Origin of the sequence: uncultured Polaribacter sp. (assembly GCF_947501385.1) — a bacterium.
Lineage (GTDB): Bacteria > Bacteroidota > Bacteroidia > Flavobacteriales > Flavobacteriaceae > Polaribacter.
The window spans coordinates 192,241-207,889 of the sequence record NZ_CANMVP010000004.1 but is presented as its reverse complement, the minus strand read 5'-3'; the positions used below and the strand labels follow the sequence as shown (position 1 = coordinate 207,889).

The following is a 15,649-nucleotide window of genomic DNA, read 5'->3' as shown; positions in this document are numbered from 1 at the left end:
TATATCTTGTCCTTCAAATTGTTCCATTATCCTAGTTTTATTGACTTAAATATACGGAAATTAAATGACTAACTCAATAATTTTATTCATATTATCTATATATTCTTCTTATATATTCATTTTTGAAAGACAGACTTATTTATCTAACCTACCCATCTGAGTTACATCTAAGGGTTCTATACCTAACTCTAGTGCAGGACTATTGAATTGAAAACCAAAATTGCCATGTTCAATATCTATAAACAAAGGATCTGCAAAAAGACTGTACTGTTCTTTCCCCACGGCACGCATTTTAGCGAAATGTTCATCCATCCAATTGGAATTGGCAGGATGGTAGTAGAGGTTATACTCCATATCGGTCTCTACCAATAACGGATCTCCATCCTCAGACCGTCCAATAGGCCTTTCACCATGTGCATTGCCTCCATCGGGATGTGAAACAATAATATTGTGATGCACCTTCGAATCTTTTACGCTAACCCATTCAAAACTAATGTACCCCCATTTTGGAGAAACGAGTGACCCAACGATAAAATTGTTACTAATGTCATTGACCCCTTTTGAAGCAATTCCAGCGCTAAAGCCATAATTGTTATATAGAATATTTCCAAAAATAAGTGTTTCGTGCTGGTCATCATCGCAACGGATGGCAGCAGGAAATGAATGCTCTAAATTATCATGTATATAATTGTAGCGAAGAATATTGCCCGTTCCAGCACCAGAAACGTAAATCGCATTTCCATCCGACAACAATTGTACGGCATGTGTAATTTCGTTGTATTCAAATACGTTATGTCTGGAATGATTGTATTTCTTACGGACTTTCCAACTTTCATAAGTTTCTTTGGTACTAGCCTTAACATCTTCAGGGATTTCTTTCTGGCGAATGGTTCTGCCACCTTCACCATCTAACCTTCTATCTGGTTCAACCCGGTTGGTTATTAATACTGCTGAATAACCACTATGGTGCACATAATTATGGTTAATATGATTAGAACCACTTTGCCAAGCCCATATACCTGGCGAATGCCATGTGATTTCACTAAAATGATGGATATGGTTGTTTATAATATCATTGTGATGATTCACATCCTTTATGCCTGGGCCATAACCAGCCAGCAGAATTCCAGCTTCACCTAAATGGGCAAATTCACAATTGGCAATGCGATTGCGTTGTGCATATAAATCCAATCGGATACCAGACCCACCAGAATTAAGAAAATTACAATCTGTTACTACGCAGTTTTCAGCGCCACGAAATCGAATCATGGCCGAAGGCTTATCAAACATATCCCAATCATGTTGCATGCCCCAACCTAAACGGTTTTCATCATTAGTCCAAGCCAATCGGTCGGCATGTGTAAACGTTATACCTTTAAAGGCAATACCGTTAACAGGGATGTCTGTTGGGCCGTTATAATCAATATGACCTTCCACCCGAATAAGTTCACTGGTAGATGGGGCTAATATACCTTGAGGTTTTCCATCTTGAGCAGGATTTGCAGGCCACAAATACATTTTTCGGGTCTTGGTATTTACCACCCACTCACCTGGTTCATCTAAGGCTTCAATAGTATTTTCTACCCAAGCTGAAGTTCCATCCTTCGTATGAACCCACTTTGGCAATTCACCTAAATCGTAAGTTGCGGACACCCCTGTTTTTGCAATACCATTTTCTTCATCAACTGATTCAAGAGGAAGCATGTTTATAACCCATGCTCGGTTTGGTCGAATATTAACCTCAACATCTTCAAGATTATCCCAATTCTTTAAAGTCTCATCTGGAAAATACAACGTCCTTTTATCCCCAAGTTTTGCTGGAACAAAACCCTTACTTCTGGCGCGCTTTAAACGACCCTTGGCATCGTAAAGCGTATAGAACTTTTCAAGTCCTTCAGGCACATCTGCCTCCCATACATTACCCAAAGCATTTGATGGAAGTCCTGATGGTGCCTTTTTTAATAATTTCCAACCAGTAATGGGCACTCCTCCACTAATAATAGCGTTTTCCTCCGAATATGCAGAAATTGTTAAATAAGCAGATAACTTAGTTTCGCCTGCACCATAGCCATCAAAGGGAACTACATCAGAATTTTGTGGTCTTCCATCTTCTATTCCCAAAACTAAAGTCTCGTTTAACTGATGACGACCTTCTCTTAAATAAATAACAATAGGTTGTACAACACCATTTTTTCGAAAATCCCGTGATGCCTGAACTGCTCTTTGAATTGTGGCATAAGGCTTTGAAATACTCCCGTCACCAGCATTGTCGCCTTTTATAGAGACGTAAATTTCTTTAGTACCCTTGTCTTTTGAAAGAGTTGAACACGAGGTTAATAAAAATCCTAAAGTAAGTATCCATAAAAACTGCTTCATTTGCTTTGGTTTACTTTTCATTTGTGTTTACAGGAAATACTATTTTAGCATGAATACCATTTAGAATAGTATTCAGTGTTTTATAGCCATTCCTTATCTTTTTATTTTTTTTGTAATGCATCATTTAATAAACTATTGGTCTTCGATAAAAGCTTAAGGTTCCGATATCTTTTTTTTAAATTTGGGCAATTTCCCGTTGCCAATCCCCAACGTACTTTTTTGTCATCTTCATTATACGCTTCATAACCCGTTTTAACACCAAAGCTTCTGCAATATGGATTGTTATACGTTGACAACCTACTACTTGCGTGAGAATTGGATTGACCTGTAATAATATAAGCATCACCACATACTACATGATTTGCCATTAAATACAGGCTATCTTTATTGTTTTTTTTGATATAAAACTCAAATCGAAACTGATGTAATCCTGCATGAATTTTTGTAGAAATTGAAAATTTCTTGTTTTTTAAACTATCCTTTTTAGTATCATAAAGCTTACCGTCTTTAAATACTTTTAATGTGAATTCCTCAAAATTAGGCTCACCTTTTACGTTTCCTGATATAAAAACCTGAGCACTATCCGATGTATCACGAGCATACAACTGATAATCTTCTGGAGCTTCGGTGAAATTTATTTCTTGAGCAAAAAGACTACTTATTGTAAACATGAAAACATATAAAAAATAATATTTTTTAAGCTGTTCCATATTGATTTTTATAATGTTCATTAAACTTCTTTATTATTAAAAAATACTATAGAGGTCAGTAGTTAAACACATACTAAGTACAAATTCTAAAACACTGTTTATCAGGTGTTTGTATCATTCTTTATTGTCTGTTCGAGCGCAGTCGAGAACTATTGGTCTGTTTTATATAGGTTTCGACTGCGCTCAACCAGACATCGTTAGTTAATTATTATTTTTAATAAGTAACTAGCTACTGACCTCTAAAATACTATTTGAGTATCATCTTCATATTCATCTTATCGCCTTTTTTTAAATTTAAAAGACGATAAGTATCACCGTATTTTGAATCAATTATAGTATCAGATTCATTGGATTCTATATCAATCACTTCAAAAGGGAGTTTTAAATCAAAAACTGCATCTCTTTCCGCTAAGAGTGAAACTTCTATTGTTTTTTTATCCAAATTCCACTTTACTGAAGTTTTTACACCTACACGCGTTAACATATCATTAAATTCTCCAGTAGTCCATTCTTTTGGAAGTGCAGGTAATATTCTTAACATGTTTTTAGTGGAACCGCATAACATTTCTGTAATTGCAGCAGAAACCCCAAAATTGGCATCCATTTGAAAAGGTGCAGTTCTTCCCCAAACTATGGGTAAGGTAACACCCATTTTTCGCCAATCGTTATGGTAGGTAAAAGATTTTGACCCAAACAGTTTCGTGCAAGTATATTCAAAGCTTCATTTGCCTTTTCACCATCTCCCAAACGCGCATATACATTTGCCATGTGAGCCAAAGACCAACCTGTTTGCGATTTTAAACCAATACGAAGCCTTTTCTCGATAGCCACTTTACTTGCATCATACAATTCTGGATTAGATTCTTCTGTAATTTCATGTCCTGGAAATAAAGGGTATATATGCGATTGATGTCGATGTTCATAGTTATCTTTAAAATCTGGATGTAACCATTCTTTTAAAGCTCCGTCTTTATTTATTTGATATGCTGGCATATCCGATACTATTTTTTTCCATCGTTTTACTTCGTCATTTTCAATGTTCAATACTTTATAGGATTCAATTAAATTAGTGAACACTTCTTTTGAAATGGCTACAGTAATTGTCGAGTTAATTTGGACTTTTATAATTTTTTCCTTTCCAGTAACAGGGTCAATTATAATTTTATCTTCAGGTTGGTTTTCTGGTGATTGTGACGGGAAAAACATATTCTTTCCTTGTTCATCCTTTACAATATAGCTTTCATAAAAGGCAGCTACTTCTTTCAAAAATGGTATGGCTCTGTTTTTTAGAAAATCTTCATCTCCTGTAAATAAATAATAATCATAATAAAATGAAGCTAACCATCCTGCAGCATCTGTCCAGTAGACTACATGGGGGGCGGTATGTCTCAATCTTCCAGAATCTGGCGACATAAATGGAGGAATATAAATACCATCACTTCCCCAAAGTTGTTTCGAATTGTATTTAAATTCATCTGTGTGACTATCAAAATAATCATAAAAAGCCATCATTGATTCTTTTAAATTTCCTGGAAGCCCTTGCCAATAGGTCATTTGTAAATTTTCGTTGATGCCATATAATGAATTCCATGGTGGACGGTAATCGCCATTCCAAATACCTTGTAAATTTGCTGGATAACCTCCAGCTCTACTACTCGATATTAAAAGATAACGCCCATAATCAAAAAGTTTTTCAAGTAATTCGGTTGAAGCTGGGTTTTGATAAGCATCTAAAAGCAGATATTCATTAGGTGTATTTCTTTTCTCTGATGGATTTAAACTAACACCCATCGCATTAAACTTCTCACTGTGCAAGGTTTTGTGTTTATTGAAAAGGGTATTATAATCACTACTTAATTTGTTCAATTCATCTTTAAGCCTAGGTACAGCAACACTGCTTGCTTCGTTTGCAAAAAATCCGACTATTAAAACAACTTCGTCAGCATTTTCAAAAATGATACGATTTCCCTTCTCTTTTATATTTCCATTTTTTGTTATTACACGAACAACACCACCAAATTGACCTCCATCTGAACCATCTGCATGAAACTCTATAAAATTATCATTAACAATCGTTTTATAGGTAAATGGAAGTTGAAACGATTTACCATTTTGCAAAATAGCATCATTAAGGTCATGAATATCTAGGGTCACATCACCGCTCACTGCATTTTTTACATCTGCTTTAATGGACATTACCGAAATATTATCAGGAATAGAAACAAAAAGACGTCTTGAAAAATGGGTTTCGCCGTCTCGCCATTTGACCTCAACTTCTCCTGTCTCAAAATTTAAAGTTCTACTATAATCTTCAAACATGCGCTCGGTTTCTGTTGTAATCAACATATCAAAAGCGGGATGATACATAGCATTATTGGCCCTAAAACCTTTTTCTCTTAGCTTTTTTCTGTAATGATTGTTGGCATCAGCATAATTTCCTTCTAACAGTAATTTTCTAACCACTGGAAGTTCTGCTGACATATCTGGTATATCATCCGTTGTACCTCCGTACCAAAGTTCGTTATGATTAAAAAGTATGCATTCTTCGTTTATGGAACCATACACCAATGCTCCAATGGTTCCGTTTCCAGAAGGAAGCCCTTCTCGCCATTGGCTGGCAGGCATAATCATCGTCATACCACGATTATAATCCTGATTTTCGAATTTAGTTGCTTGGTTTTTAGTTTTATTGTTCAAATTTGAACAACTAAAAAGCATTATAATTATTACAAATAACACTGTAACACTTTTTAATGTATGCATTTTAAAATTATTTTTCAAGAATTTTGTTTTCAATTTTTAAATTTAGAAAAACATTTTTGAGGTTATGTTCTCTAATCTGTCAATTACTTTCCCATTTCAACCATTCCTGAATTTTAGTCGCTTCTTTGCACAAAAAAGACTTGCGTATAAAAAATACGAACATGCTTAAGTTTATAAATAATACAACTCCAGTACCATTCATAATTATTAAATTACTGCTACCTGATACATTAAAGTTTTATAGTATTTTAATAAACTATATATTTAACAAAGCAGCGAAAAGAGTTATTGCAATAATTGTGAAATAATTATAAAGTAACTTTCTCTACGCTCCCAATAGCTTACTCATTTCTATGATTGGTCATTATAGTTGATTAGAGAATTAAATAGATTTAAATGAGCAAACTATTCACTAAACATTTAAATATTTTTGTTGAAAATTATATTATTATGAGAATCATTAAACAAATAACCTACTTTTTGTTCTTTACCTTAGGAGGTATGCTGAGTTGCAAACAAATCCATATCAACAAATCCCCTAATCATATAAAAACAAAACCAAATATCGTTTTTATATTTGCTGACGATTGGGGTTGGGGTGATTTGAGTGCCCATGGGCATCCATACGTAAAAACTCCAAATATTGATAGGCTTGTAATTGAAGGTACCGATTTTCAAAGATTTACTGTGGCGAGTGGTGTTTGTTCACCAAGTAGAACTGGGGTGATAACTGGACAATTTCCTGCCAGACATAATATTAATGGTCATTTTGCTTGGGTGCCACAAAACGCAAGAAGGAATATGCCCGATTGGTTAGATTACGAAACCACATTATTACCTAAATTACTACAGCAAAATGGGTATGCGACCGCTCATTTTGGAAAATGGCACCTTTCCAACAATATGGTTATAGACTCGCCAACTCCAGATAAATACGGTTACGATACTTATGGCGCCTTTAATTGTTCTGGAGAACAAATGCCTTTTTATAAGGATGCTGATAATGCCATCGCTTTTATAGAAAAAAGCAAGAAAGAAAATAAACCATTTTTTATCAATCTGTGGGTTCATGAACCCCATACACCACACCATGTGATACCAAAATACCAATGGCGCTTTCCAAACTTAAAGCAGGCAGATAATATTTATGCTTCTGTATTATCGCATGCCGACGAGAGGATTGGAGACCTTTTGAATGCGCTTGACCGCTTAGATCTTACGGACGATACACTTGTTATTTTTAGTTCAGACAATGGTCCTGCCAGATCTGTCAATACGGTAAAAGAATTAAAATTATCTTTAGATACAGCTACGGGTGTAGGATATGGGACTGGAGCTTCCAAAGGAATAACAGGAGGTAGAAAAGGTTACAAGGCAGCTCTTTTTGAAGGTGGTATAGGGGTACCATTTATTGCGCGTTGGCCTGGAAAAATAAAGGCTGGAGCCATTGATGATGTATCTTTGATGTCTGCCGTAGATTTACTTCCTACATTTTGTGAAATAGCAGACGTTAAACTGCCCGAAAACTATAAACCAGATGGTATTAGTCAGGTTTCTACACTTATGGGAAAAACTTATCCATTACGTACTAAGCCACTTTTTTGGAAAATGGGAGCTCGTTGGCCAGCTAGTAAAAATGCACCTAACCATTGGGTATCTTATGCAATAGTAGACGAGCAATGGAAATTAGTAGCAAATAAAGATTTAAGCTATGTGGAACTTTATGATATTGCCAATGACGTTTATGAAAAAAATGATTTAAAAGACAAGAACATTCGTATCGTTGAAAATCTAAAAAATAAAATAGTAAAGTGGCAAAAAACACTTCCAGAAAAACCTGATAAAAAATTATTTTCTAAAGAGAGAAGTTAAACAATTGCTCTTCTCAAAAGCATTTCCATCATCAATTAAAACACTCGCCAAAGCGAATACTATAAATAGGTCTCATTTTTTATAAATAGTTTGGTTTATTGCAGGTTGTTTGATACTTCTTTGGCGATACATAAAAATGCTATCTAAAGACTTATCTAGTACACAAAAACAACATGTGACACCTTTTAATGATTCCAGTCTTTTACTTATTTCAGTAAAATCAAGTGAGATTTTTGGGTAAAAAAATTAGCTATTCAATAACAAAAATCAGTATCACTTATCAAACAGCCTTATGTTCTTTTCTTTTTTACAAACAATATATCTAAAAGTATTGAGATACCTTATGATATCTCTACCAAAATACCTAATTTAAATAGTTGAATCAAAAACGTTATTCATTTTCAAACAGCTTTGATCTGGATTTTATCATTTGCGCTCTATGAGTGTCAAGTAGCATCCTATTTCTAGCAGAAAGTCTTATTTAACTTGTAAACTCTTGCTCTAAAAACAGAAATTTTCAACATCCAACTCTTGAGTATCATAAACACTCGTATAAAAACGTTATTTTGGCTAAAACAGTAAAAGCTATCAGATATTAAAAATTAGCCACATACATGGAAGAATTGAGCAAAATAAAGGCAGATTAGAGAAACAGCTTTTTTATAAAAAATCAGTTATTTGTATCAGACGCGGTAACAAATATAATACAGGTTAGAAATATGATAAATACCAAACCTCTTAACAAAACTTACTTAAAAGTTGTAACTAAATGATATTACTATGACAAAAATTACTTTATTACAAAATACCTTTCCTGAAAGTAGGCTTATTTTACAAATAAAAAAGTTAATACTAGGGCACCAATCATCAATAGAGGACTTTAAACCCTACCATTTTCCACGGTTTTCGCTCTTAAAAAACAGGTACTTTTCAACATATAAAGGAATGTTTTTATTTTTTTCTCTATTGTTCATTTTTCAATGGGGCAACGCGCAAATAATAGGTCCAGGGGATTGGTCCTCGGTGCGTCTCTATGGTCATGCTTATGATATTGAAGATTTTTCAAAAGAAGAATATGACTTTATCGCGAATCACTTTTACTATTTTACCATAGAGAAAAGACATGCAAGAGAAATCTATGGAGCCACAAGTTCAGAACGGGCTTCTGCGGCAACAGCAGCTAAAATTGTTGCCAATAATAGCAATACACACCCTTTGTTTTATTGGAATACTAAAGTGGTCTATGACGAAATCTATGAAACCGTTCAAGATTCGATAGCGGCCAATCCAGATTGGGCAAGCGGTAAAAATGGTGGTGGAAACTGGACCGATACCGCTTATGCAAGTGAAGAATTTCGTACCTGGTTTGTAGACGTGGTTGAAGATATGGTGAACAACTATGCCCATGAGGGAACTTTTCTTGATGCGGCCTTGAGCGTTGGAGGACATATAAGTCCTACCGCAGGAGCATATTTAAAAGACATGATGGCCGAAATGCCTGGTCCTACAATTTTTAACGGATTTGGACCAAACACGCCTTATGCACGTTTCGATTATTTGGAAACGGCCGAAGGGGTTTTTCTAGAGCATTTTTTTAAAACTCAATGTGATAACCTCGCCAAAGGAAAAAAAATGCTTGATGACTTGCTCCTCGTACCCAACGAAAAGATCATTATCGCCAATGCCGGACCAGAAGCCTTTTGGAACACAACAGACCACAAATTTAGTTTGGCGGCATTCTTAATAATTGCCAATGACAACAGCTATTACCATTGGATGCCATCCGCTAATAATTGGTCATCAGACCATCTCATGTTTTGGGATGAGGAGATGCCATCCGCTAATAATTGGTCATCAGACCATCTCATGTTTTGGGATGAGGATTTTGGCAAGTACCTTGGCCCCCCATTAGGTCCTGCATCCGTAAATGGATATGTGTACACCCGTGAATTTGACAATGCATCGATAGATCTGGAAACTAAACCACTATGGACTGGAAGTCCATAGGTTTTTAAATCTGACTAAAGTCAGCATTACGGAATCTGAACTACTTACTCAAGTATAAAATCAACGTTATCGTTAGTTGATTTACGATGATGTTCTAAATATTCATTTACCATTTTATCTGTAATATTCCCGTACTCCAACAACCAAAACCTATTGCCCAAAAGTGTCTTCCACAATACTTTTTGCGCAAAACAGGAAACTCTTCTTGAATTTTTCTTGAACTTCTGCCTTTTAGCTTTTTTACTATCGAACTTATATCTTGCGATGGACGATACTCGATGTGCATATCAATATGATTATTTGAAACAACTCCTTTTAATATCACAATATCTTCTGAATCACATATCTGAATAAGTAACTGCCTACACCTTTTCTGTATATCGCCTTTCAAAACTGAATATCTATACTTTGTGCTCCAAACAATATGTACTGTTAATCTTGAAAATGTATGACCATTAACTCGTTGTTTTGACATACAACAAAGATAAAAATTTTTAGAAGCTAAAGCGAGATGCACTCAAAGTGCATAGTTTTAACTAAATTTGAGACCAATAAAATATGATAATTACGTTCATCGACTTGTTTTTAAAACTCCATAAATAATTATCAACTACAGACCTTTAATTTTTGAGGTCTGTAGTTTTATTCGATTTCAAATTTGTGACTATTCTACTATTTTTTTAGCAAAAATAATCTCTATTAAACTTTGTATATTTTAACTAGTGAAACCTTACAAACACTAGGTATGAGAATAATATTGTGTAAAGGTTTCTTTAAAATGATCCCAATCTATCTTTCCAGCTAAAAGAACTAATTCATGCTTGGTATTTATAAAATCAACTAAGTGAGATTTGAACAGATTTTTTTGATGTGAAATCTTTTTTTAACCATATATTAAAACGATGAATAAAAAACTACTTCATAACCAAATGTTTAGGTAGATCATCCACATTCTCACAGCATAGTTGCTCCATTACTTGTTGTAATTCGGCTTTTAATAATGAAATGGTATGATTCCCTCCTTTTTTTCCTAAAGCGGTTACCCCATACATAAACGAGCGACCCATAAAGGTAAATTTAGCACCACTTGCTAAAGCTCTGGCCACATCTGGTCCAGAACGTATTCCACTATCCATCATTACTTCAATTTGGTCTCCGTATTTTTCTGCGATAGAAGTTAATGGTTTTATAGAGGATTCTCCAGCATCCAATTGTCTTCCTCCGTGATTAGATACAATGATTCCGTCTAAACCTAAACGGATGGCTTGTTCTGCATCAAAGTGAGAAGCAACACCTTTTAAAACAATTTTACCTTTCCACATATCGCGAATTGGTTTAATTTTTTCTTCATTTAATCTTCCAGAAAATGTTTGATCCATAAATTTACCCAACTGTTTTAAGTCGAGATTTTTTGGCATGTATGGAACTAAATTTGCAAAATTTGGAATACCATGTTTTAATGTTTGTAAGCTCCAGCTTGGTCTGCCAAAAGCTTGCAAAATATTAGTCAAATTCATTTTTGGAGGCATTGCCAAACCATTTCTGATGTCTCTTGGTCTAAAACCAAAACTGGGTACATCACATAAAATAACTAAAACGGGGCATTCTGCAGCTTCAGCTCTTTTAATAATATCGTCTCTTAAACTATCTTCTGTAGGATGGTATAACTGAAACCAAGCTCTACCTTCTGTAAGTTCTGCAGCACGTTCTATGCTAGTTGTAGTCACTGTGCTTAATACAAAAGGGATGTTATGCTCAAAGGCTGCTTTGGCTAAAATTTCTGGTGAATTTGGCCACATTAATCCTTGTAGACCTACAGGTGCAATTCCAAAAGGGGCATCGTATTCAATACCAAACAATTTTGTTTTTAAACTAGTGCCATTAAAATTTCTTAAATATTGTGGAGTCAATTGTACCTCTCTTAATTCTGATGTATTCCTGTGAAGATTTACATCTTCATTACAGCCGCCATCTAAATATTCAAAAGCAAATTTAGGAATCATCTTAGACGCTTTTGTTCTTAAATCCTCTATGGATGGGTAGTTCGTATTAATTTTAATCTCTTTCATAATTTTAGTAACATATAAATATTTAAAAAAAAAGCTTAAATCAACTTACAAAAAGCCATTTCAGTATCATTATCTAATGACAATCCTTTTTTCCTTTTAATTTTGTTGTTAGATCTTGCCATTCGCGTGAAAAACAACTTTTTTACAGGATAAATCTTAACAACTCTATCTGTTTTTAATTTATTTTCATTTTTTTTAATTGTTATAACTAATTTAATTCTTGTACACTTTTAAAGTTCTATACTCATAAAGATAAACAAAACAACACGAATACATTTCAGTTTTGTCATGTACTTATACTTTTCTATTATATACAGAATAAACCCGTTTACCATAGACACCAATAACAACAAAACAAATTAATACAATTAAAAATGAAAAACGCATTTCTGATAATCCTAACCAACTTACATCTTCATAACCCGGTCCACCAAAGTCAAGAATTCGCCCTTGTAACGGAGTTAATAAAGCACCTCCCACAATAGCCATTACAAGAAAGGCTGCTCCAAATTTGGTGTCTTGCCCTTGTCCTTCTAATGTGATTCCATAAATAGTTGGAAACATAATAGACATGAATATTGATGTGCCCAATAAAGAATAAATCCCAATAGCACCTGGTAAAATTATGGCTCCAATTGTCGTTATAAAAGCTCCAATTGAAAAGTACATTAATAATTTTCCTGAATCAATATTTTTCATTAATGCTGTACCTATAATTCTACCCACCAAAAAAACAATATACCCTGCTAAACCAAACCAAACTGCAGATTTACTGTCTATACCTATAGTTTCAGCGTATTGGTATACATAAGTCCAACACATAATTTGCGCTCCAACATAAAAAATTTGAGTAATGACACCAAATGCAAATTTAGGTTGACTCCATAGTCTTTTTACCGAATCTGTAAATTTTATCGTTACTTCTTGCTCCTTATTTTCAGGCATTTTAAATAAACTAATCATTATAAAAAACACTAATACAACAAAGCCTAATATCACATATGGATTTCGAATTACTTCTAAATCAGAAGTTCGAATAGCAACTTTAGCGGTATCAGATAAACTGTCAAATATTGGTGTCCCATCACTTGCCTGGTCATCAGATTTTAATGCACTTAAAACAAAGTTTTGAGCAATTAATAATCCGCCTATTGAACCCATTGGGTTAAACATTTGCGCAAAATTTAAACGTCTTGTAGCTGTTTCTTTAGCTCCCATTGATAATATATAAGGGTTTGAAGTTGTTTCTAAAAATGCTAATCCAAAAGTTAATATATAATAAGACGCCAAGAAAAAAGCATAACTCTCATACTGTGCTGCGGGAAAAAATAATAACGCTCCTAAAGAATAAAGAGCTAAACCAACTAAAATACCCGTTTTATAAGAGTATTTATTCACAAATAATGCTGCAGGAATAGCCATACAACCATATCCTCCATAAAAAGCTAATTGAACATATGAAGCTTCGACATTAGATAATTCTAATACTTTTTGAAAAGCCCTTACCATTGGGTTTGTTATATCATTTGCAAACCCCCAAAGCGCAAAAAGGGATGTAATCAAAATAAACGGTACTATAACCGATTTTGCTACTACTGGAACTTTTTCTGTACTACTCATGCATTTTACTTTTAAAAATTAAAAAAACTGGCATATATATTCAAAATAATTTTGCCTATAAATACCAGTTTTCCATAAAAATTTTAATTTCTATCTATTAACTCAATAATTGATAATCTATGTCTCTATCTAACAAAAGCATTGGCCATACCACCATCAACATTGATAATATTTCCTGTTGATTTGTCTAAAATGCCTACAAAAGAAAACACGGCGTTAGCAATGTCATCAGGAGTGATGATTTCGTGTAACAAGTTACGCTTTGCATAAAATGCGGGTAACTCTTCCACGGTAATTCCGTTTGCTTTTGCTCTACCTTCTGCCCAAGCACCTTCCCAAATTTTACTTCCAACAATAACACCATCAGGATTTACCGTATTTACTCTAATTTTATCTTTTGCCAATTCGGCAGCTAATAAACGTACCATGTGTTGTTGTGCTGCTTTCGCTGTTCCGTAAGCTACATTGTTAGGCCCTGCAACCAATCCGTTTTTACTGGCAATAGAAATAAAGTTACCTCCAAGACCTTGCTGACGTATAATTGCTGCACCTTGTTTGGCCAAATCAAACTGACCTTTTACTAAGATCTTTTGTAAAATATTCCAGTCTTTATCTGTAGTATCTTCTAAAGGTTTAGAAATTGCTAATCCGGCACTGTGAACAATAATATCAACACCACCAAATTCTAAACAAGCTTTTTTAAAGGCATCAGCAATAGATGCTGTGCTCGTTACATCACAAACCGCATAGGTAGCCACATCTCTTTTATAGGTTGCATTTGCTTCAACTAAACTTTCTTCATTAATATCGGTTAAGACCACCACAGCTCCTTCTGCAGCTAGTTTGTCAGCAATTGCTTTACCAATTCCACCACCAGCTCCAGTAACAAATGCTACTTTACGAGATAAGGGTTGTTCTTTTGGCATCCGCTGTAATTTTGCTTCTTCTAATAACCAATACTCAATATCAAAAGCTTCCTGTCTTGGTAACGATGTATATGCTGTAATTGCTTCTGCACCACGCATTACATTAATGGCATTGATGTAAAATTCACTAGCAACACGTGTGGTTTGTTTGTTTTTTGCAAAACTGAACATTCCTACTCCAGGATAAATAATAATTACTGGATTTGCATCACGAATTGCAGGGCTATTGTCTTTTTTACAGGTGTTATAATATTCTATATATTCTGCTCTATATTGTTCGAATGCAGGTTCTAATTTTTTAAGTATTGCACTAGCATCTGATAAATCTTCACTAGTTTCTAATGATAAAACTAATGGTTGAATTTTAGTTCTTAAAAAGTGATCTGGACAAGAAGTTCCCATTGGAGCTAATTTTTCCAAATCGTTACTGTTGATGTATTCTAACACCACATCCGTATCCGTAAAGTGGCCAATCATCTGGTTTTCTGAAGAACATAAACCTCTTAATAAAGGTATTAGTTGAGCTGCTTTTTCTTTTCGCTCATCAGCAGGTAAACTTTCTACTTTTTGGCCTCCAAAAACGCTTCTGTTTTCCTTGATTTTATTTTCGATATATTCAGAAGCCATTTCAATAACTTCTAAGGAATTGACATAACATTCGTAAGAGGTATCGCCCCAAGTAAATAAGCCGTGGCTACCTAAAACAATTCCTCTAATTCCTGGATTGTCTGCTAAACATTTTTCTAATTGTAAGCCTAAATCGAACCCAGGACGTTGCCAAGGCACCCATCCCATGGTATCGCCCCAAATTTCTTTGGTCACTCTTTCGCTGTCTTTAGCGGCAGCAACGGCAATTAAAGCATCAGGGTGTAAGTGATCAATATGCTTAAATGGTAATAAACCATGCAAGGGTGTATCTATTGAAGGTGCTTTACTATCTAAGTCATAAATACAGTGATTGAACAAACCAACCATTCTGTCTTCATCTTCTAAACCACCATACACCTTTTTTAAGTCACGAAGTCTACTGGTATATAAACCAGCAATGCCACTTCTGGTTAATGTTCCAATATCTCCACCAGAGCCTTTTACCCACATTACTTCAACTTCTTCATTAGTTAGCGGATCTTTTTCAATAGTTTTACAACTGGTGTTTCCTCCACCATAATTCGTAATTCTTAAGTCGGCTCCTAATATATTAGATCGGTACAAAAAAAGTTCTACTTGGTTATCGCCAAATGAAGCTGCTTTTTCATCGTCCCATAAATAATCTACGTACTTAAAATTCTTGCTCATTTTAATATAT

9 protein-coding genes and 1 pseudogene are annotated in these 15,649 nt (G+C 34.5%); 2 read left to right on the top strand and 8 right to left on the bottom strand.

The window, feature by feature from the left end; translation table 11 throughout:
- Positions 1–135 precede the first annotated feature (135 nt).
- The 4 genes from Q0998_RS04255 to Q0998_RS04240 all read right to left on the bottom strand — a co-directional run bounded on the left by Q0998_RS04255 (position 136) and on the right by Q0998_RS04240 (position 5,783).
- Complete coding sequence (locus Q0998_RS04255; RefSeq protein WP_299666706.1) at positions 136–2,397, bottom strand: right-handed parallel beta-helix repeat-containing protein; 2,262 nt, start codon at positions 2,395–2,397, stop codon at positions 136–138.
- 80 nt (positions 2,398–2,477) lie between these two features.
- Positions 2,478–3,107, bottom strand: a complete 630-nt coding sequence (locus Q0998_RS04250) for a hypothetical protein (protein WP_299666703.1) — start codon at positions 3,105–3,107, stop codon at positions 2,478–2,480.
- A gap of 226 nt (positions 3,108–3,333) precedes the next feature.
- Complete coding sequence (locus tag Q0998_RS04245) at positions 3,334–3,738, bottom strand: glycoside hydrolase family 95-like protein (RefSeq protein WP_299666701.1); 405 nt, start codon at positions 3,736–3,738, stop codon at positions 3,334–3,336.
- Entirely contained in the window at positions 3,717–5,783 is a 2,067-nt protein-coding gene (locus tag Q0998_RS04240) for a glycoside hydrolase family 95 protein (RefSeq protein WP_299666698.1), read from the bottom strand. The genes Q0998_RS04245 and Q0998_RS04240 overlap by 22 nt, the downstream gene beginning before the upstream one ends.
- A 516-nt stretch (positions 5,784–6,299) precedes the next feature.
- Between Q0998_RS04240 and Q0998_RS04235 the strand changes: the two genes are divergently transcribed.
- Together Q0998_RS04235 and Q0998_RS04230 are read left to right on the top strand one after the other, a co-directional pair.
- A complete protein-coding gene (locus tag Q0998_RS04235) occupies positions 6,300–7,721 on the top strand; it encodes a sulfatase-like hydrolase/transferase (protein WP_299666695.1) in 1,422 nt (473 codons plus the stop codon).
- 780 nt (positions 7,722–8,501) lie between these two features.
- Positions 8,502–9,728, top strand: a complete 1,227-nt coding sequence (locus Q0998_RS04230; RefSeq protein WP_299666693.1) for a putative glycoside hydrolase — start codon at positions 8,502–8,504, stop codon at positions 9,726–9,728.
- 44 nt (positions 9,729–9,772) lie between these two features.
- Here the strand turns inward: Q0998_RS04230 and tnpA are convergent.
- The 4 genes and pseudogenes from tnpA to Q0998_RS04210 form a co-directional block, all read right to left on the bottom strand.
- Positions 9,773–10,203, bottom strand: a pseudogene (gene tnpA, locus Q0998_RS04225) (IS200/IS605 family transposase).
- A 439-nt stretch (positions 10,204–10,642) separates the two neighbouring features.
- Complete coding sequence (locus Q0998_RS04220; RefSeq protein WP_299666690.1) at positions 10,643–11,797, bottom strand: alpha-hydroxy acid oxidase; 1,155 nt, start codon at positions 11,795–11,797, stop codon at positions 10,643–10,645.
- Positions 11,798–12,091: 294 nt separating this feature from the next.
- Complete coding sequence (gene fucP / locus Q0998_RS04215; protein ID WP_299666687.1) at positions 12,092–13,417, bottom strand: L-fucose:H+ symporter permease; 1,326 nt, start codon at positions 13,415–13,417, stop codon at positions 12,092–12,094.
- A 125-nt stretch (positions 13,418–13,542) separates the two neighbouring features.
- Complete coding sequence (locus tag Q0998_RS04210; protein WP_299666685.1) at positions 13,543–15,639, bottom strand: bifunctional aldolase/short-chain dehydrogenase; 2,097 nt, start codon at positions 15,637–15,639, stop codon at positions 13,543–13,545.
- Positions 15,640–15,649 lie beyond the last annotated feature (10 nt).

Excerpts from the sequence above, each read along its gene's own strand:
- Q0998_RS04255 (WP_299666706.1), bottom strand. The coding sequence starts at position 2,397 with ATGAAAAGTAAACCAAAGCAAATGAAGCAGTTTTTATGGATACTTACT.
- Q0998_RS04250 (WP_299666703.1), bottom strand. The coding sequence starts at position 3,107 with ATGAACATTATAAAAATCAATATGGAACAGCTTAAAAAATATTATTTT.
- Q0998_RS04245 (WP_299666701.1), bottom strand. The coding sequence starts at position 3,738 with ATGGGTGTTACCTTACCCATAGTTTGGGGAAGAACTGCACCTTTTCAA.
- Q0998_RS04235 (WP_299666695.1), top strand. The coding sequence starts at position 6,300 with ATGAGAATCATTAAACAAATAACCTACTTTTTGTTCTTTACCTTAGGA.
- Q0998_RS04230 (WP_299666693.1), top strand. The coding sequence starts at position 8,502 with ATGACAAAAATTACTTTATTACAAAATACCTTTCCTGAAAGTAGGCTT.
- Q0998_RS04220 (WP_299666690.1), bottom strand. The coding sequence starts at position 11,797 with ATGAAAGAGATTAAAATTAATACGAACTACCCATCCATAGAGGATTTA.
- fucP (WP_299666687.1), bottom strand. The coding sequence starts at position 13,417 with ATGAGTAGTACAGAAAAAGTTCCAGTAGTAGCAAAATCGGTTATAGTA.
- Q0998_RS04210 (WP_299666685.1), bottom strand. The coding sequence starts at position 15,639 with ATGAGCAAGAATTTTAAGTACGTAGATTATTTATGGGACGATGAAAAA.